The sequence below is a fragment of the Sphingomonas cellulosilytica genome, from assembly GCF_052321755.1.
Classification (GTDB): domain Bacteria; phylum Pseudomonadota; class Alphaproteobacteria; order Sphingomonadales; family Sphingomonadaceae; genus Sphingomonas.
Genome location: NZ_JBQRTT010000001.1, coordinates 224976 through 244077, shown reverse-complemented (window position 1 = coordinate 244077; position 19102 = coordinate 224976). Strand labels below are relative to the sequence as shown.

Here is a 19102-nt window from a genome sequence, read left to right as displayed (position 1 = left end):
CCTGGGGTACGCCCCGCCAACCGATCGCGTGCCGCCCCGTTCCCGGCATCGATATGGGTTAACGAGGTTTTTGCAGCCTTCCGGTTGCGGCGCGAGGCAAAAGCGGCATGGGAGGCGCGATGCGCCCTCCGCTCCCCGCCGCCCTGCTGGCCGCCCCGGTCATCCTCATCGCCGTACCCGCGGCGGCACAGACCGACGCGCCTGCGCCCGTACCTGCCGGGCCGGATATCGTCGTCACCGGCCGCGGCCTGCCCGCGTCGCCGGGCGAGCGCGCGCTTGCAGTCGTGACGATCGATCGCGACCGGTTGCAGGCGAATGCCAGCGCCCGCCTGGAAAGCGTCCTCGCCGATATCGCCGGCCTGCAACAGTTCCGCCGCTCCGACAGCCGCAGCGCCAATCCCACCAGCCAGGGGATCAACCTGCGCGGCCTCGGCGGCAATGCATCCAGCCGCGCGCTGCTGATCCTCGATGGCGTGCCGCAGGCGGATCCGTTCGGCGGCTGGGTCGCCTTCCCTGCCTATGCGACCGGGCGATTGGGGCAGGTGCGGGTGACGCGCGGCGGCGGCAGCGGCTATTTCGGGCCGGGCGCACTTGCCGGCACCGTCGAGCTCGACAGCGCCGCGCCCGGCGACCTTGCGCCGCTGGAGGCACGGCTGTTCTACGGTAGCCGGGATTCGGTGGAGGCGCAGGGCTCCGCCGCGCTGGTCCGCGATGCCGGCTTCGCGACGCTGTCGGCGGCCTACGCCCGCGGCGACGGCTTCGTGCCGACGGTGGCCGAGAGCCGCGGCCCGGTGGACCGGCGCGCACCCTACGAACAGGCGTCTGCCGCGCTGCGCACGGTGGTGACGATCGCCCCCGCCACCGAATTGCAGGCCAATGTCAGCGGCTTCACCGACAATCGCGAACGTGGCACCGCCTTTACGCAAAACCGGTCGGAGGGCGCCGATGCCAGCCTGCGCCTCGTCGGGCGTGGCCGCTGGGGCTGGTCGGCGCTCGCCTATCTCCAGACCCGCGCCTTTGCCTCCAGCTTCGCCAGCGTCAACGCGAGCCGGACCACCGTCAGCCAGTCGCTCGACCAGTATAATACCCCGGCGACCGGATCGGGCGCCCGGCTGGAACTGCGCCCGCCGGTCGGCAGCGGGGTCGACCTGCGGCTGGGTGCGGATACGCGCGCGGTGTTGGGGCGGACGCAGGAGCGCTTCACCTTCGTCGCCGGCACCCCGACCCGGCGGCGTATCGCGGGTGGCGAGACGCTGACGCAGGGCCTGTTCGCCGACGGCAGCGTCGCGATCGGCGACCTGCTGCTCACCGGTGCCGCGCGCGTCGACCGGTGGCGGATCGATAACGGCTTCCTGCGCGAAACGCCGATCGCCGGCGGGGCGGCGCTGACCGATACCCGCTTCGCGAACCGCGACGGCAGCGCCTTCACCGGCCGGATCGGCGCGGCATGGCGGGTGACGCCCGGCGTGACGCTGCGCACCGCCGGCTACCGCGGCTGGCGGCTGCCGACGCTCAACGAACTCTACCGCCCGTTCCGCGTCGGCAACGACGTCACCGCCGCCAATGCCGCGCTCGCGCCCGAGCGGCTGACCGGCATCGAAGGCGGCGTGACGCTGGCGCCCGCCGCACGCGTCAGCCTGGCCGCCACCGTGTTCCACGACCGGCTGGAGGATGGCATCGCCAACGTCACCCTCTCGACCACCCCGACCAGCGCCTCGCGCGTGCGGCGCAACCTGGATGCGATCCGCTCGACCGGGCTGGAGGTGGATGCGCGTTACACGCTCGGTGCGATCGAGGCGCTCGCCTCGTGGAGCCACGTCGATGCGCGGGTGCGGGCAAGCGGCGCGGCCGCGGCGCTCGACGGCCTCCGCCCGGCGCAGAGCCCGCGCGACAGCGTATCGGCGACGCTCGGCTGGCGCCGCGACCGGGCGGCCCTGTCGGCGACGCTGCGCCACGTCGCCCGCCAGTTCGACGACGACCAGAACAGCCGCAGCCTCGCCCCTGCAACGACGCTCGACGGCTTTGCCGCCCTGCCGCTCACCCGCCGGCTGACGCTGGAGGCCCGCGCCGAGAACGTCACCGATACCCGGATCGAGGCGGGGATCAGCGGCAACGGCATCGTCGAGCGCGCCAGCCCGCGCACCCTGTGGATCGGACTGAACGCCAGGATCGACTGATCCCGCCAAGCATCGACGTGCAGCGTCGGCGCGATTATGCGCGGGGGCGTGACCGCACCTCTTCGCCTCCGCCTCGACGCCGCCGCGCTTGCCGACAATTGGCGCACCCTCGACCGGATGAGCGGGCCGGCCGCCTGCGGCGCGGCGATCAAGGCCAATGGCTATGGCCTCGGCGCCACCGAGGTCGCGCAGCACCTCGCCACCGCCGGCTGCCGCGACTTCTTCGTCGCCACCTGGGCCGAGGCTGAGCGGCTCGCGCCGCTGCGCCTGCCGCTGTCGGTGCTCCACGGCGTCCGCGCGGAAGACATGCCGCTCGCGCTCGCCGGCATCGCCCGCCCGGTGCTCAACACCGACGCGCAGGTCGCGCGCTGGCGCGCGGCGGGCGGCGGGGCCTGCGACGTGATGGTCGATACCGGCATGAACCGGCTGGGCGTGTCGCCCGACGGCGTGCGCGCCGGCCTGCTCGACGGATTGGCGGTGCATACGCTGCTCAGCCACCTCGCCTGCGCCGACGAGGACAGCCCGATGAACGCGGCCCAGCGCGCCGCCTTCGCCAGCCTCGCTGGCGTCACGCGTGCGCAGCGGATGAGCCTCGCCAATTCCGCCGGCATCGCGCTCGGCCCCGATTATGCCTTCGATCTCACCCGTCCGGGCCTCGCCCTGTACGGCGGCGTGCCGCGTGTTGAATTCGCAGGCGCAATCCAGCAAGTGGTCTTTCCGGAGGCCCAGGTGTTACAGCGGCGGAGGGTGCGCGCGGGAGAAACCGTCGGTTATAATGCAACTTGGACCGCCTCGAAGGCGACTGAGGTAGCGATCATCAACCTGGGCTATGCCGACGGCTATTATCGTGCGTTTTCGGACAGAGGCGAGGCGGAAGCCGATGGCAGCATGCTGCCGGTACTTGGCCGGGTGTCCATGGACCTCGTCGCGCTGGACGTGTCTTCTTCTCCCAGTGTGCAGGAGGGAAGCTGGCTATCGATCAATTTCGCTCTGCCAATAGCGGAGGCGCGTGCAGGTATATCACAATATGAACTGCTGACCGGAATGGGGTGCAGGTACGATCGGCAGTGGGTGTGATGCTGAACTAAGGCATACCGCTGGCCCTCGGGCAACGGTTAGACCGTCACACGATCATTAAACTTACCGACCACGTCAGCACGTTATGACACCATGCGCGAAGTGAAATGTTGATCTCGGCTTGTCGTGCGTCAAAGCGTCAAAAAAAGGGGCGAGATTTCTCTCGCCCCTCTGAATGCAGTCGCGCCGATTAGAACCGGGCGCGGAAGCCGGCGTGATAGGCGCGACCGGTAAACCGGTAGATCGCCGAGCCAGCGCCATTGGCAAGGATGCCGTACGGCGGGATCTGATTGAACACGTTGTCGACACCAGCGTAGAGCTGGAATGCGTCCTTCTTGCCGTTGTTTTCGATGGTCCATGTCATCTGCAGATCCGAATAGGTGATCACCGGATACTTGATGGGCGAGGAGGCATCGATATTGGCCGGGGGCAAGCCATTCACCGAGTTGAAGTTGTTGTACGCGGTGATGTACTGCGTGCCGATCAGGTGGAGGCGGTAGCCGAAGACGACCGGCCCGATGCCTAAATCCGTGTCCCACTGGAACTCGTCCTTCGGGAAGCCAACGTTTTCCAGATTGTGGGTTTCGAAATTCGGATTGGTCGGATCCTGGAAGTCGCTGTTCCGCAGCGTGTGAACATAGACCATGTTCGTGTTGACGTTCACGTCTTCCGAAAGATTCTTACGGTACGAGACGTTGAAGTCGATGCCCTTGCGCTCGCGCTTCGCGAAGTTGAGCGGCGCCTGGATCAGCGAATTGGCAAGGATCTGCCCCGGCAGTTCGCCGGCAGGACCCGTACCGGTGCCGGTGTAACGCTGGAACGCCGAGCAGAACACGTTGTTCAGGCTTGCCGAGTCATAGCATTGATTGACGATCGTCTGAGCGGCGACCGACGTGATGATGCCCTTCACCCGGATGTTGTAGTAATCCACTGTCACCGACAGGCCCGGAATGAAGCGCGGCTGGATAACACCTCCGAACGTCCACGAATCCGACGTTTCGGGCGCCAGGTTCGGGTTGCTGCCGCTCACGATCGGCAGGGCGACGCCGTTGACCAGATTGGCCCGCTGCGCAGCCGTCAGTGCGGCCGTACAGTTGGTGTTACGGTTGGGGCCATTCAGGCCAATATTGTTCGCCTGGCAGGGATCCTGGAAGTTGTTCGCGAAGTTCGGAACGAGTGGGAAGCCGGTTTCCGACACGTTCGGCGCACGGACCGCACGGCCATAATTGGCCCGCAAGCGGACGTCGCTGATCGGCGACCACTGCACACCGCCGTTGTACGTCCAGGTCGTGCCGATGCGCTGGCCGTAATCCGAGTAACGACCAGCGCCGGTCAGGGTCAGTTCTTTGACGAACGGCAGATCCTTGAGCAGCGGCACCTGGAGTTCGCCGAAGCCTTCCTTCACCTTGAAGGCGGGCGGCGTGAACAAGGGGATCGACACGCCGTTGGTGTAGCCATCGGTCACGAACGGATCCTGCCGATAATAGGCGGTTTCACGGCGATATTCGCCACCCAGCGAGAAGCGGATGGGGCCGCCCGGCAGTTCGAACAACTGGCTCGAATCTCCGCCGACGAACGCCTGGATGTCCAGCTGCGTCAGCTTCGCTTTCGCATCGAAGGCACGCGAGAAGTAGTTGACGGCCGCAGTGTTGTCCGAACTGCCGAACGGATTGTACGGCCGACAGGCTGCGATGTCTGCCGCCAGACGGGCTGCATTGACCGCCGCGTCGCCGGACCCTGTCCGCTGGATCGCGATCGCCGCAGTCGGATCGTACTGCGACCGGCACTGAATCTGCCCAGTCGCCGGGTTGCGGCCGGCGTCCATGGCAAGCGAGAAGCGCTGGCGATCGATGAAGCCGTCGGTATTCGTCGTCTGGTTGAACTCGCCGTAGTTGCCCGAGATTTCGTACGACCAGTCGCCGTTGAACGTGCCACGAAGGCCGCCGACAAAACGGTAGGTTTCGCGGGTGAACTTCTCGTCACGCAGTCCGACGTCGAGCAGGTTGCGCGCAAGCTGGAAACGATACGAGCCATCGGCGATCGCCGCGCGGTTAGCGGCGGTCAGGTTGCCCGGGATGAAAACTGGTGCCGCGGCCGTGCCGATATTCGTCTGGTTCGGGCAAGACGCGGTAAGGCTTGTGTTGCAGTTCGATGCGAGGATGAGGTTCGCTAGCGTGGTCCGGTCCGCGGCCGCAAGGAACGGGTTGTCGAGACGCGGCCGCTCGCGCGCGTCGCCGATATTGCCCTGATTGCCCGAACCGGTCTGGATGAACGACGGCCCGGCGTTGTTGCCGAGCGCCCGTACTCGATCATACTTCGCCTCGATGAATACTTCCAACGCTGGCGCAAATTCATAATGCGACAGCAAGTTGAAGTTGGCCCGCTCGAGGAACGGCAGGATTGACACGCTCTGCCCCTCGCGGCCGGTTGCCCCGTTGCCGCCGATAATTCCTCCGAACGGCCCTGATCCATACCGTGTGCCGGTCTGAGGGGTCAGGCGACCGTCCTGTGTGAAAATATAGGAGCAGTTATACGGCGTGCCGAGGTTGTTCGGACCGCCCGCAGTAGGCAGCGTTCCCGTGCCGCAGGTCGCAGCGTTAGGCGTCTGCTGGATCGGGATCAAACCATACGGATTGTTGGTCGCGCTGCGAATATCCCGCAGGAAAATGGCGTCCGGAAACCCGTCGCTGCCGTTGGGCAGGCCGGCTGGATCGGTATCAACAGTCACGATGCCATTAACCGTCCGGAAGTACGGGACGTTCGATGCGAACACGCGATCCTGATGCGTGAATTGGCCGCTAACGGTAATGTTGCCGCGGCCATCATTAAAGTTTTTGCCAGCAAGGATCGAAATCAGCTGGTTGCCACCAAAGCCGGGTTCGTTGATCCCTGTCGAGCCACGAAGCTCCACCCCATTAAAGTCGCGCTTCAGAACGAAGTTGACGACGCCGGCGATGGCATCCGAACCGTATACGGCCGAGTTACCGCCGGTCACGATGTCGATGCGATCGATCAGATTGTTCGGGATCGAGTTGACGTCGACCGACACGGCATTGTTCAGGATGTCGGACCCAACGTGGCGGCGACTGTTGACGAGAACCAGGGTGCGCACGGTGCCCAGGCCGCGCAGATCGAGCAGGTTCAGGCCGGCGATGCCGATGCCCGAGCCGGGGTTCTGCTGCGAAAAAGTGCTGGCGAGTTGCGGCAAGTCGTTCAGTACGGAGCCGACGTTGGTCTGGCCCTGCGCCAGCAAGGCATCGCCGCTCACCGATGTGATGGGAACGTCCGAGACGAGATTCGGGCTGCGAATGCGCGAACCGGTGATAACGATGTCTTCGTTCGGACGAGCCGACTCGTTCGTGGTCGTATCAGTGCTCGACGTATCGGCGGCCGCTTGCGGCGAACATTCGGTCGTCACGGTATCGGAGCAGGGAGGAAGCGTCGTCGTTTGAGCATATCCCGCCGGAGCAAGCAGCATCCCGCCCGCGAGCGCGCTCGCGGAGAGTAACCAATTCTTCATTTTAGTCCCCTGTTTCAGGCTTTTCGCCTTGTCAGGGGTACATGCTGACCTAATCCACCACCGCAGGACAAGTCTGATTGGCTACCTACGTAGAAACAACCATGTGTTTGTACGTAGGTGTCGCCAAAAAGACACAAAATTACGTATGCATGCTTTACCTAAGTCGGTTTGTGCTCTCAACGCTCCACGCACATCGCGATGCCCATGCCGCCGCCGATGCACAGCGTCGCCAGGCCCTTCTTGGCATCGCGCTTCTGCATTTCGTAGATCAGCGTGGTCAGCACGCGTGCGCCGCTCGCGCCGATCGGGTGGCCGATGGCGATGGCGCCGCCGTTGACGTTGGTCTTGTCGGGGTCGAGGCCCAGTTCCTTGCACACCGACAGCGCCTGCGCGGCAAAGGCTTCGTTGGCCTCGATCAGGTCGAGGTCGGCGACGCTCCAGCCCGCCTTTTCCAGCGCCTTCCTGCTGGCGGGCACGGGGCCGATGCCCATCACCGACGGGTCGACGCCGGCGCTCGCCCAGCTGCGGATCGTGGCGAGCACGGGGGCGCCGCGTGCCTCGGCCTCCTCGCGGCTCATCAGCACCAGCGCCGCGGCGCCGTCGTTGAGGCCGCTGGCGTTGGCGGCGGTGACGGTGCCGTCCTTCTTGAAGGCGGGCCGCACGCCGCTGACGCTGTCCAGCGTCGCACCGGCGCGGATATATTCGTCATCGGCGACGATCGTGTCGCCCTTGCGGCCCTTGATCGTGACCGGCGCGATCTCGTCCTTGAAGCGGCCGGCGGCGCGGGCCGCCTCGGCGCGGTTCTGGCTGGCGACCGAGAAGCTGTCCTGCTCGCCGCGCGTCACCTGATATTGCTCGGCGAGGTTCTCCGCGGTGATGCCCATGTGATAGCCGTTGAAGACGTCGGTCAGGCCGTCGTTGACCATGGTGTCGACCAGGCTGACGTTGCCCATCTTGGTGCCGCCGCGCATCGTCTGCGCGTGGGGCGACAGCGACATGCTCTCCTGCCCGCCGGCGACGACGATGGTGGCATCGCCGGTCTGGATCGCCTGGCAGGCGAGGGCGACCGCGCGCAGGCCCGACCCGCACACCTGGTTGACGCCCCAGGCCGGCACCTCCTTGGGGATGCCCGCCGCCATCGATGCCTGGCGCGCCGGGTTCTGCCCCTGCGCCGCGGTGAGCACCTGGCCCAGGATCACCTCCGACACGTCCTCGCCGGCGACGCCCGCCTGCTCCAGCGCCGCCTGGATCGCGATCCGGCCCAGCTCGTGCGCCGGCGTCGCGGCAAAGGCGCCCAGGAAGCTGCCGACAGGGGTACGCTTGGCGGCGGTGACGACGATCTCGGTCATGATGCTCTCCTTGTGCAGGGCGATTCGTAGGTCCGATCCAGCTCAGCTGGATCGGAGCGGTGCCAGCCCGCACCCCCTCCCGGCCACCCATCCAGGATACGCTGTGGGCGGCCGGGAGGGGGTGCGGGCTGGCACCGCTTCCACGTCAGTGGATCAGACCCTAGCCGCGGGCAGGCTCGCGATCCAGTGCGCCAGCGGCTCCCACAGCATCGCCCGTGCCCGGCCGCCGACGATCATGCCGACATGGCCGAGCGCCAGGTCGCGGCGGTCGGCGAGGCCGGCGGCGGTGGCCGCCGGAACAATCCGGTCGGTGGCGGAGACGAACTCCACCGCGGGGCAGGCGAGCGCGTACGGCGACACCGCCGTTCCGCGCACCGTCCAGGCGCCCTTCCCCGGCGCGTCGCCGGCGACGAAGCGGTCGAACAGGTCGCGCGCCGCACCCAGCGGCAGCGGCTCGCCGGCATTGGCCCAATCCTCCAGCCGGACGAAGGCATGCGCCGCCGCACCGTCGGGATCGAGTCGGCCGAAGGATTCGTACTTGGCCACGGTCCGCGCCGGGTCGAGTCGCCAGAAGCCGGCCTGCAACACCTCCATCGGCAGCACGCCCAACGCCTCTGCGGTCGGTCGTGCCGCCTCCCACATCTCCAGCATCGCGCCGCTGGCCGCGCCATAGCCGGCAAAGTGCCACGGCGCGGCGAGCGTCGCGAGCCCCGCGACGGGCGTCGTCGCGGCCGCCGCCAGCGCCATCGTGCCGCCCAGGCAATAGCCGACCAGCACCGGCGGTGCGTCCAGCTGCTCGATCAACGGCGCCAGCAGCGCCTCGATATGCGCCGTCATGTCCATGTCGCGATCGGCGGCGCCCGGTGCGCCCCAGTCGACCAGCGCGACGCGGAAACCCTGCGCCGCCATCCACCGCACCAGCGATGCCTCGCCCAGGTCGAGGATCGCGGGCGGGTTGATGAGCGAGGGCACGAACACCACCATCCGCCCGCGCCCGCCATAATAGCGCAAGGTCGCACGGCCCGCGGTGGCGAGCGCCGGCATCGGTGCCGGCGGGGCGGGGCGGGGGGCGTTCTGATACGCCCGCAGCCCTGCCATCGCCGCGCTCATCCGGTCGGGTTCTGCTGCGGTTTCGCTGCGCAGCATGTCGAGGAACAGGGGCAGCGGCCGCGGCCCGTGTTGCGGTGCAGAAAATTGAGGCGTAGCATCGGGATCGGTCATGAACCGCACACCGTTACGGGTAGGGGAGCCGTATGAAGAAGCAGCAGCCGAGCGACGGCGTCGTCATCATCAAGAAATACGCCAACCGGCGCCTCTACAATACCGAAACCTCGTCCTACATCACGCTCGAGCATCTCGCGACGATGACCCGCGAAGGCCGCGACTTCAAGGTCGTAGATGCCAAGACCGACGACGACATAACCCACAACGTGCTCACCCAGATCATCATGGAAGAGGAAAGCCGCGGCCAGACGATGCTGCCGGTCAGCTTCCTTCGCCAGCTGATCGCGATGTACGGCGATTCGATGCAGGCGATGGTACCGGGCTATCTCGAAGCGTCGATGGACAGTTTTCGCCGCAACCAGGAACAGTTCAAGTCCGCGGTCGAGGGTGCCTTCGCCCATTCCCCCTTCGCCGAGATCGCCAAGCGCAACATGCAGATGTTCGAGGCGGCGGCGCATGCCTTCCAGACTCCGACCGTGCCGGCCGCGCCTGCTGCGCCGCAACCCGCCGCCAGCAAGGACGACGAGATCGCCGCGCTGAAGGCCGAGCTGACGCGGTTGCAGGACAAGGTCGAGAAGCTCGGCTGAGCACCACCCGATGCCGGTGATGTTCTGGAGCGCCGGCGCGGCGCTGCTGCTGGCGGTCGTCGCCGCCCTTGCCGATCGCCGCCGCCGGTTGCGGCACGATCCCGACCGCGTCGGCTGGGTCGACTGGCGCACCGTGCAGATGGCGGCGCTGCTCGCGACGATCCTGCTGGTGAGCATAGGGCTGCATACGCGGTAGCTTCGAGATCGCACGAAGGCGCGAAGAGGTTTTGCTGCGCGAAGCGCCTCGTCAACCGAAGAGGTGGACGAGCAGCTTTCGCGCCCCAGCGTCTCCGCGTGAACCAAGCTTCCTCAGTAAAACCGCGCCAGCGTCAACGGCCGCGTCGATCCGTCGCACAGGCCCAGCCGCACCACCGTCCCCGGCGCGCCGATCGACCATTTGGCGAGCGCGCTGGTCGGATAGTCTGCGCCGATCGGCTGGCCATCGATGCGACAGATGAGGTCGCCCGGCCGCCAGCCCGCCGCCGCGGCCGGCCCGCCGCGCATGACGTGCAGCACCTTCAGCCGATCGCGCTCCAGCCCGACGAGCAGGCCGCTGGTCGAACGCAGCGGCGCCTCGTCCGCCTTGGGGCCGGGTTGCAGCACCATGCGTCCGGCCGCGGGATCGAGCAGCACCCGATAATTCTGCAACAGTCCCGACCCGATCCGTCCCGCGACGCCGATCGTTTCCGAAAATCCACCCGCCGGCTCGACGCGCGTCTCGACGTTGCGGATCGTCTGCTGGCCGATCGTCACCGCCGGCAGGATGGCGAGCGTGCTCACCGTCTCGCCGGCGAGCCCGAAGGACACCGTGGTGGTGGTCGGCAGCCGGTCGACGCCCGCGATCTTCGCGGCCGCTGCCGACAGGGTGAGCGCGGAACCGTCGCCGGTGTCGACGATCACCGGCGCCACCCGGCTGCCGCCGATCGACACCGCGCTTTCGTACACGCGCCGCCCCGCCGACACCGACAGCGGCGCCAGCGCACCGACGAACGGCAGCCGGCCGGACGGGATCAGCCGGAACCGGCGGTTGGCATAATCGATGTCGAGCGCCTGGCCGCCGGTGACGTCGCGCCCGACCAGCAGGTCGACCGCCCGCGCGCTGCCCGTGGCAAGCGCCGGCAGGTCGGCGACGGTCACCCCGCCGCCGGTCCGCGTCAGCCCGCCGATGCCGAGCGTGCGCGTCGCCTGCCAGCCGATCGCCACGGCACCGTTACCGGCCCCGCCGATCGCGGTCGCCTGGCCATTGGCGGTAGTGCGCGCGGCATCGGCGGCGGCGGAACCCTTGGCGAGCACCGAATAGCTGACGCCGGTATCGAGGATCGCGGTGACGGGCCGGCCATCCAGCGTCGCGGCGAAGCGGATCTGGTTGCCCGGCGTCAGGTCGAACGGCACCCAGCGTGCCTCGCTGTCGGCCGACAGCGTGACGACGCCCTCGCGCTGCCCCTGCGCGACGGCGGGGGCGGCAAGGCTGGCGAACAGGGCGAGCGGCAGGAGGAAACGCATCGCGTCCATCCTAGACCGGTTCACGGCCGCAGGGCCATCCCGGCGGCCGGCATGGGAGAGGGCGCGTGCGCCGCCCTACAGGCACGCCTCCAGAAACGCCTGGTCGAACCCGAACTGCTTCGCCTTGTCCAGCGTATAGGGGCGCAGGCCCATCGAGCGGTATTCGCCGATGATCTTGCCGTCGGCGCTTTCGTCGAGATATTCGAACTTGAAGAGTTCCTGCGTCACGATCACCGGCCCTTCCATGCCGATCACCTCGGTGACGTTGGTAACGCGGCGCGATCCGTCGCGCAGGCGCTTCACCTGGATGATGAGCTCGACCGAATCGGCGATCTGGCGGCTGATCGCCTCCTTGGGCACCTTGATGTCGCTCATCATCACCATGTTCTCCATGCGGGCCAATGCCTCGCGCGGGGAGTTGGCGTGCAGCGTGCACATCGATCCGTCGTGGCCGGTGTTCATCGCGGCGAGCATGTCGAAACATTCGCTGCCGCGGATTTCGCCCAGGATGATGCGATCCGGGCGCATACGCAGCGCGTTCTTGACGAGGTCGCGGATGCTGATCTCGCCTTGTCCTTCGAGGTTGGCGGGCCGGGTTTCCAGCGGCAGCCAGTGCGGCTGCTGCAGGCGGAGTTCGGCCGCGTCCTCGATCGTCAGCACGCGCTCGCCCGGGTCGATCATCTTGGACAGGGCGTTGAGCATCGTCGTCTTGCCCGAGCCGGTGCCGCCCGAAATGACGACGTTGAACCGGCTGGCGCCCGCGATCTTCAGCGCGGTCGCCATCTTGGGCGACATGCTGCCGAAACCCGCCATCATGTCGAGCGTGATCGGCTTGGCCGAGAACTTACGGATCGAGATCGCCGTGCCCTTGAGCGACAGCGGCGGCACGATCACGTTGACGCGGGACCCGTCCTTCAGGCGCGCGTCGGCGAGCGGCGTCGTCTGGTCGACGCGGCGGCCGACCGAATTGACGATGCGCTGCGCGATCTGGAACAGATGCTCCTCGTCGCGGAACTGGATCTGCGCGAGCTCCAGCTTGCCCTTGCGTTCGACATAGGTCTGGTCGGGGCCGTTGACCATGATGTCGCTGACCGCCGGATCGGCGAGCAGCTCCTCAAGCGGGCCCAGGCCGAGCAGTTCGTCGACCAGCACCTTTTCCAGCGCGAACTGTTCGCGCCGGTTGAGCGTCAGCTTCAGCTCGGCGAGCACCTCGCCGATGATCGGCCGGAATTCCTCGGCCAGCTCGTCCTTGCCCAGCGTGGCCGCCGCTTCCGGGTCGACGCGTTCGAGCAGGCGCGGCAGCACCTGTTCCTTGATCTTGTGGATCGATGCCTCGAAGCCCTCGCCGCGGCTGTTGCCCGCCTCGCCGCTGGCGTTCTGGCGGTCGGTCAGGCGCTGCATCGCGTCCAGCGTGCCGGCGGGCATCGTGCCGGGCAGCATGTCCTCGCCGGGCAGCGGCAGCGCCTCGATCGGCGGGAACTGGCTGCCGGGCGCCGGCTCGTCGGCGCGCTGGATGCCGCCGCCCTGCATCGGGCGTGCGACGCCGAACGCCGGACGCGCGGGCTGCGCGCCGCCGATATTGCTGCCCATGTTGCTGCGGCGTCCGAACGCGCTCATGCCTTACCTCGCAAACCTTGAGCGGAGGGGTACGGGGCAGAGTTTGACATTTTCCTAACCAAACCCGCCCGCGGCCGGCGCGGCCCGGCTTGACAGCGGCGGCGCGCTGCCGTTCGGAGGGCGCGCCATGCGGCGGCTCCTGCTTCTCCTTCTCGCCTTGTGCTGGGCCGGTCCCGCACTCGCCGACGATATCGGCGCGACGGCGCGCGGCGTGGTGCGTGTCGTCACCATCGCGGTGGTCGACGGGCAGGTGGTGGGCTTCGGCCACGGCAGCGGCGTCGCGATCGCGCCCAACCGCATCGTCACCAATGCGCATGTCGTCGACCTCGCCGAACGCTATCCGGACAATGTCGTCGTCGGCGTCGTGCCGTCGGAAGGCGACAAGAGCTACCAGGGGCGCGTCATCGCCTATGATTCGCATGCGGACCTCGCCCTCATCGAATTCACCGGCGCGACGCTGCCGCCCGCGACGCTCTACACCGGCCCGGTGAGCGAGGGCGATCCGGTGGTGGCGCTCGGCTATCCGGGCAACGTCGACCTCGCCACCGCCCGATCGGCCGCGGATTACATCCGCCCGACCTCGCCGGTGCGCTCGGAGGGCGTCTTCTCCGGCCGGCGCAGCCTGACCGGGGTGGAGGTGCTGCTGCACACCGCCAATATCGCGCGCGGCAATTCGGGCGGACCGCTGCTCGACCGCTGCGGCCGGGTGATCGGCATCAACTCGGCGATCACCCGCGGCGAGGACGGCGACAGCCCGTTCGGCTTCGCCATCGCCGACACCCAGCTCGCCGCCTTCCTGCGGGAGGCCAGGCAGCCCTTCGGCACGGTCGGCACCCCCTGCACCTCGATCGAGGAGCGGCTGCGCGAGGATGGCGAGGCGGAGGCGCGGGCGCGCGCCGATGCCCTCGGCCGCCAGCGCGATGCCGCAGCGCAGGCGACCGCGCTGCGCGACGCCGCGCTGTCGCGCGCCCGCGATGCGGCGCAGACCCGGCGGGAGAACGTGATGGCGATCGCCGGCGTGCTGCTGGTGCTGGGTGCGCTCGGCGTCGGCGGCGCGGGCCTGCTCGAATCGCGCGGCCGCCGCCGCCATGCGCTGTGGGCGGCGAGCGCCGGCGGGCTCGGCATGGTCGTGGCGGTGATCGTGTTCGTGCTGCGCCCCTCGGGCGAGCCCGAACTGCCGCCCGCCGCCTCCGTCACCCGCCAGGCGGTGCCCAACGCCCCGCTCGGCAAGCTGGTCTGCGTGTTCCAGCCCGACAGCAGCCGCGTCACCGTCTCGTCGACCGGCGACGTGCCGCTGCGCTGGGGGCGCAGCGGCTGCGCGGACGGCCGGGTGCAATATCGCCCCGCCGGCGAGACGTGGGAACGGATCAGCGTGCCGCAGGACGAACAGACGGTGTCGGTAAAGGTCTTCGATCCGGTCACGCGCCGCTACACCGACACGCGCTACATGCTCGGCGCGCAGGCGATGCGGCAGCTGCGCGACCTCGCCGGCAAGCCCGCCGCCGACCGCTGCAGCATCGATCCCGCCACGATCGACCGGCTCGCGCAAGGCCAGGCGGCGATCCGCGCCGCCCTGCCGCCGCTGCCCAACGAAAAACTCGTCTACGCCTGCCGCCCGGCGGGCTGACAGCCTCCGCGCCTGCGGCTAACCTGTCCGAAATGGGGGGAGGGGTCGCATGGGGATCAACGGGTGGCGGATCGCGGGTGCGGCGTCGGCGCTCGCCATGGCGGCGCCGGGGCATGCGGAATGGTATGAAGCATCGTCGAAGCATTTCGTCCTCTATGCCAACGGCGATGCCGGCTCCGTCCGTCGCCAGGCCGAGCAGCTGGAGCGGTTCGACAGCCTGATCCGCTATTTCCACGCCATGCCCGATCGGGAGGAGGACGGCTCGAACAAGCTGACCGTCTATGTCGTCGGCAACGACGCGGCGGTGCAGCGCCTGTTCGGGGCAGGGGGGCAGAACATCGCCGGCTTCTACGATGGCCGCGCCAGCGGCTCGGTCGCCTTTACGCCGGCGCGCGGCGGCGACGACGATCTCAAGCCGCAGATCGTGCTGTTCCACGAATATACCCATCACATCCTGCTCGGGAACAGCAACACCGCGCTGCCCGCCTGGTATGCGGAGGGCTATGCCGAGTTCCTGTCGACGGCGCGCTTCGACAAGGACGTCGTCTGGGTCGGCGCCGCCGCGCAGCATCGCGCCTACAGCCTGCTCCAGCAAAGGGGCCTTTCCGCGCAGCAGCTGTTCGCGATGGACCGGGCGAAGATGTCGGAGGATCAGGTTTCGTCGCTCTACGCACGCGGCTGGCTTCTCACCCACTACATCACGCTCAACCCCGAGCGGCGCGCCCAATTCATGACGTACCTCAAGGCGCTCAACCAGGGGAAACCCGGCGCCGAGGCGGCCACCGCCGCGTTCGGCGACCTGCGCGCGCTGAACAAGGCGCTCGACGGCTATCTCGGCAAGTCGACGCTGCCCGCCTACAAGATCTCGCTGGAACGCCTGCCCGCGCCGCAGGTGACGATGCGCCCGCTGCGGCCGGGCGAGAAGGAAATGATCGGCCTGCGCATGCGCTCCGATCGCGGCGTCAATCGCGAGACGGCGCAGCCGATCCTCGCCAAGGCGATCCCGATCGGCGACCATTATCCCGACGATCCGGTGGTGCAGGGCTGGCTCGCCGAGATGGCGCTGGACGCGGGGCGCAACGACCTGGCCGAGGCTGCCGCCGACCGGGCGCTGGCGCTCGATCCCAAATCGGCGCAGGCCCTGGTCTACAAGGCGCAGGCGCACCTGCGCCGCGCCCGCGCGGCCAAGGCGAAGGACCCGGAGGTCTGGCGCGAAGCGCGCAGCTGGCTGCTGAAGGCGAACAAGCTCGACACCGACGACGCCTATGCGCTGCTGCTCTATTACTCCAGTTTCGGCATGGCCGGCGTGGTGCCGACCGACAATGCCAAGAACGCGCTCGCCCGCGCGCACGAACTGGTGCCGCAGGATGAAAGCGTCGGCTACGCCTATGCCATGCAATCGCTCGTCGACGGCAAGACCGAAGATGCGCGCACCGCGCTGCGTCCGCTCGCCTATTCGGCGCACAGCGGCGCCGACAATCCTGCGGTCAGGCTGTTGAAGCAACTGGATGCCGGCAAGTCGGGCACCGCCGCGATGAGCGCGGCGGGCATGAAACGGCCGACCGACGCGGGGGACTGACGGCGCCTCTCCATCCGTCAGCGCCGGTGCGCTACCCCCGCGTCCGCTCCCGCTCCAGCAGCGCCTGCTTGCGCGCCGGCCCCCAGGCATAGCCGCCGACCGCGCCGTCGCCGCGCGTCACCCGGTGGCACGGCACCACCACCGCCAGCGGATTGCCGCCGCACGCCGTCCCTGCCGCGCGCACCGCCCCCGGGCGGCCGGCGGCGGCGGCAAGCTCGGCATAGCTCAGCGTCTCGCCCGCGGGGATCGTCTTCAACGCCTGCCATACCGCCTCCTGAAAGGCGGTGCCGCGCACGTCGAGGGGCAGCGCGGCATCGCGGCCGGGCGTCTCGACCAGCGCCACCACCGCCGCGGCCCAAGCCTCCAGTGCCGGATCGCCCGCCACGATCGTCGCGCGGGGGAATCGCGCCGCCAGCGCGGCGGCATCCTCGTCGAAGGCGACGCGGCACAGCCCCTTGTCCGTCGCCGCGACCAGCAGCGGGCCGAGGCTGGTGGCGGCGATCGTCCAGCGGATCGTCACGCCGGCGCCGCCGCCTGCCCAGGCACTCGGGCTCATCCCCAGCCGCCGCGCGCCATCGGCATAGAAGCGGCTCGCCGCGCCATAGCCTGCGGCGTAGATCGCATCGGTCACGCTTCCCTCCTGTCCCAGGGCATCGGCCACCCGTGCCGCCCGCTGGCCGCGTGCATAGGCGGCCGGCGTCACGCCGGTCGCGCGCTTGAACAGCCGGCTGAAATGATGCGGTGCATAGCCGACCGCCGCCGCCAGGTCGGCGAGCGCGACGCCGCCGTCCGCCGCCTCGATCAGCGCCACCGCGCGCGCCACCGCCGCACTGTCGCGCGCCACCGCATCGGGCTGGCAGCGCAGGCAGGCGCGATAGCCCGCCGCCCGCGCCGCCGCGCCATCGGCGAGGAAATGCACGTTCTCGCGCCGCGGATGGCGGGCGGGGCAGCTCGGCTTGCAATAGATGCCGGTGGTCCGCACCGCGGCGACGAAGCTGCCGTCGCGTTCCCGGTCGCGCCGGGCGAAGGCGGCCCAGGCCGCATCCTGATCGATCTCGCTCATGCCCCGTGATTAGCAGGCCGCCGCGGCCGCCTCATCCCGCGTCTTGCGTTCAAAAGCTTTCCCCCCGCGCCGGCGGCTCAAAAACCGGTGCCGCGCACCGGCGGCCGCCTGCGCAGGGCGGCGACATCCTCCGCCCCCGCGGCCAGCGCCCCGACGCGGCCCAGCCCCTTGCTCACCTCGCTGCCCGCCTTGGGTGCGAACAGCCGGGCGCGGGCGTAGCGGTCACCGGCCTCCGCATAGCGGCCCGCCGCTTCGGCGCAGAGCGCCAGGTTGAACATCGTCGATCCATGGTCGGGCGCCATCCGGTCCACCTCGGCAAAGGCGGCGCAGGCCGCCTGCGGATCGTGCTTGGTCAGCCGCACCGCCTCGCGGAACCGCGCCGCCGCATCGGGCGGCAGGCCGTCGCGCGATTCCTGCACGCGGATCGTATAGCGTTCGGCGTGCGGTGCGAGGTCCAGCCGCACCTCCGCCGCGATCGATTCGGCCATCGATCCCGCGGTGAAGCCGACATCGGTGGCGACGCCGCGATCCTCGCACCAGTCGGACCGGTCCTCGCGCGTCTTGGTGGTGCTGTAGGGGGAGGGGCCGCCGGTCCGCGCGATGCGCAGGTCGGCGCGCAACGCGATCGTCCGCCGTACGCAGGCGACGCGATACTTCTGCTTCGCCACGCACTTGCCGTCCTTCTTCTCGGTGCAGCGTTCGCGGGCCTCGGTATAGTCGCTGTCGTCGACGTCGATCCCCGTATCGCCGGTCAGCAGCCCGTCGGGGCGCAGCGACGGCGGGACCAGCTGCACATGCGGCAGGCCGTCCGCCCCCAGTTTGGCGAGTTGCCGTTCGATCGCCTCGCCCAGCGCCTCCCCCTCGCGCCCGCCGATCGGGCCGACCGCGATCGTCGGCAGGAAGCTCGCCTCGCGCGCCTGCGCCGCGAACACACCCTCGACCCGCAGCGTCTCGCCCGTCGCCGGGCCGGACAGCATCGCACCGATCCCCAACGCCAGCCACCACCGCATGATCGCCTCTCCTCGTGCCGCCATCATCGTTACGCCCCCGATCCTGAACGGGTCCTGCGCAAACTGTCGTGCGTCCCCTCGACTCGCTCGACTTGCCTTCCCGCCCCCCCCATGCTAGCCGCCCGCCACCCATAAGCGGTGCGCGTTTGCGCGCCCTCTTCCCCATGGGCCAACATTCGGCACGAGGACTTCGACTCCGTGGAGACATCCACCGGTAATTTGAGCGGCGGTATCCAGGCGAGCCTGGGCGGACGCTATGCGCTCGCCCTGTTCGAGCTGGCGCGCGACGCCCGCAGCATCGACACGGTCGAGGCGAGCCTGGCGCAGGTCCGCGATGCGCTCGCCGGCAGCGCCGACTTCCGCGAGCTGACGGTCAGCCCGCTGGTCGCGCGCGGCGCCGCGGTGAAGGCGGTGCTCGCCACCGCCGATACGCTCGGGCTCGACGCCACCACCCGCAATTTCCTCGGCGTCCTCGCCGAGAATCGCCGCCTTGGCCAGCTGCCCGCGATCATCCGCGCCTTCCGCCAGCTTGCCGCCCGGCATCGTGGCGAAACCACCGCAGAGGTCGCCAGCGCCCATCCGCTGACCGACGATCAGGTGACCGAGCTGAAGCAGCAGCTGCGCCAGCGCGTCGGCCGCGACGTGTCGGTCGACCTCACCGTCGATCCCTCGCTGCTCGGCGGGCTCGTCGTCCGCATCGGTTCCCAGATGATCGATTCCTCGATCCGCACCCGCTTGAATGCGCTTGCCAGCGCGATGAAAGGCTAAT

The 19102-nt window shown here is 68.9% G+C and carries 14 protein-coding genes; 7 read left to right on the top strand and 7 right to left on the bottom strand.

Features of this window, described 5'->3' with window-relative positions; genetic code table 11:
- Positions 1–119: 119 nt before the first annotated feature.
- Together ACTZQ5_RS01140 and alr are read left to right on the top strand one after the other, a co-directional pair.
- Positions 120–2177, top strand: a complete 2058-nt coding sequence (locus tag ACTZQ5_RS01140; RefSeq protein ID WP_443583313.1) for a TonB-dependent receptor — start codon at positions 120–122, stop codon at positions 2175–2177.
- Positions 2178–2225: 48 nt separating this feature from the next.
- Positions 2226–3254 carry an alanine racemase gene (gene alr, locus ACTZQ5_RS01135; RefSeq protein ID WP_443583312.1) on the top strand — a complete coding sequence of 343 codons (1029 nt, stop codon included), beginning with the start codon at positions 2226–2228 and terminating at the stop codon, positions 3252–3254.
- Positions 3255–3444: 190 nt separating this feature from the next.
- On the opposite strand, the gene ACTZQ5_RS01130 is transcribed toward alr, so the two are convergent.
- The 3 genes from ACTZQ5_RS01130 to ACTZQ5_RS01120 form a co-directional block, all read right to left on the bottom strand.
- On the bottom strand, positions 3445–6774 hold the full coding sequence (locus ACTZQ5_RS01130) for a TonB-dependent receptor domain-containing protein (protein WP_443583311.1): 3330 nt from the start codon (positions 6772–6774) through the stop codon (positions 3445–3447).
- Positions 6775–6950: 176 nt separating this feature from the next.
- Entirely contained in the window at positions 6951–8123 is a 1173-nt protein-coding gene (locus ACTZQ5_RS01125) for an acetyl-CoA C-acetyltransferase (protein WP_443583310.1), read from the bottom strand.
- Positions 8124–8276: 153 nt separating this feature from the next.
- The gene (locus ACTZQ5_RS01120) at positions 8277–9344 is read right to left on the bottom strand and encodes an alpha/beta fold hydrolase (RefSeq protein ID WP_443583309.1); all 1068 of its coding nucleotides are present in this window, start codon (positions 9342–9344) and stop codon (positions 8277–8279) included.
- A gap of 32 nt (positions 9345–9376) precedes the next feature.
- Between ACTZQ5_RS01120 and phaR the strand changes: the two genes are divergently transcribed.
- Together phaR and ACTZQ5_RS01110 are read left to right on the top strand one after the other, a co-directional pair.
- Complete coding sequence (gene phaR, locus ACTZQ5_RS01115; protein ID WP_443583308.1) at positions 9377–9934, top strand: polyhydroxyalkanoate synthesis repressor PhaR; 558 nt, start codon at positions 9377–9379, stop codon at positions 9932–9934.
- Positions 9935–9944: 10 nt separating this feature from the next.
- Entirely contained in the window at positions 9945–10130 is a 186-nt protein-coding gene (locus ACTZQ5_RS01110) for a hypothetical protein (RefSeq protein ID WP_443583307.1), read from the top strand.
- A gap of 113 nt (positions 10131–10243) precedes the next feature.
- On the opposite strand, the gene ACTZQ5_RS01105 is transcribed toward ACTZQ5_RS01110, so the two are convergent.
- Positions 10244–11437, bottom strand: coding sequence for a PDZ domain-containing protein (locus ACTZQ5_RS01105; protein ID WP_443583306.1), 1194 nt, complete (start codon positions 11435–11437; stop codon positions 10244–10246).
- 75 nt (positions 11438–11512) lie between these two features.
- A complete protein-coding gene (locus tag ACTZQ5_RS01100) occupies positions 11513–13054 on the bottom strand; it encodes a TadA family conjugal transfer-associated ATPase (RefSeq protein ID WP_443583305.1) in 1542 nt (513 codons plus the stop codon).
- Between the two features lie 127 nt (positions 13055–13181).
- On the opposite strand from ACTZQ5_RS01100, the gene ACTZQ5_RS01095 reads away from it, so the two are divergent.
- Positions 13182–14681 carry a S1C family serine protease gene (locus tag ACTZQ5_RS01095; RefSeq protein ID WP_443583304.1) on the top strand — a complete coding sequence of 500 codons (1500 nt, stop codon included), beginning with the start codon at positions 13182–13184 and terminating at the stop codon, positions 14679–14681.
- Between the two features lie 49 nt (positions 14682–14730).
- Positions 14731–16260, top strand: a complete 1530-nt coding sequence (locus ACTZQ5_RS01090; RefSeq protein WP_443583303.1) for a tetratricopeptide repeat protein — start codon at positions 14731–14733, stop codon at positions 16258–16260.
- 31 nt (positions 16261–16291) lie between these two features.
- Here the strand turns inward: ACTZQ5_RS01090 and ada are convergent, their stop codons facing one another.
- Entirely contained in the window at positions 16292–17323 is a 1032-nt protein-coding gene (ada, locus tag ACTZQ5_RS01085) for a bifunctional DNA-binding transcriptional regulator/O6-methylguanine-DNA methyltransferase Ada (RefSeq protein ID WP_443583302.1), read from the bottom strand.
- 77 nt (positions 17324–17400) lie between these two features.
- Positions 17401–18333, bottom strand: coding sequence for a hypothetical protein (locus ACTZQ5_RS01080; RefSeq protein ID WP_443583301.1), 933 nt, complete (start codon positions 18331–18333; stop codon positions 17401–17403).
- A 219-nt stretch (positions 18334–18552) separates the two neighbouring features.
- Here ACTZQ5_RS01080 and ACTZQ5_RS01075 point away from each other — a divergent pair, with 219 nt between their 5' ends.
- Positions 18553–19101 (top strand): F0F1 ATP synthase subunit delta, encoded by a 549-nt coding sequence (locus tag ACTZQ5_RS01075; RefSeq protein WP_443583694.1) that lies wholly within the window; start codon positions 18553–18555, stop codon positions 19099–19101.
- The last annotated feature ends 1 nt before the right edge of the window (position 19102 follow it).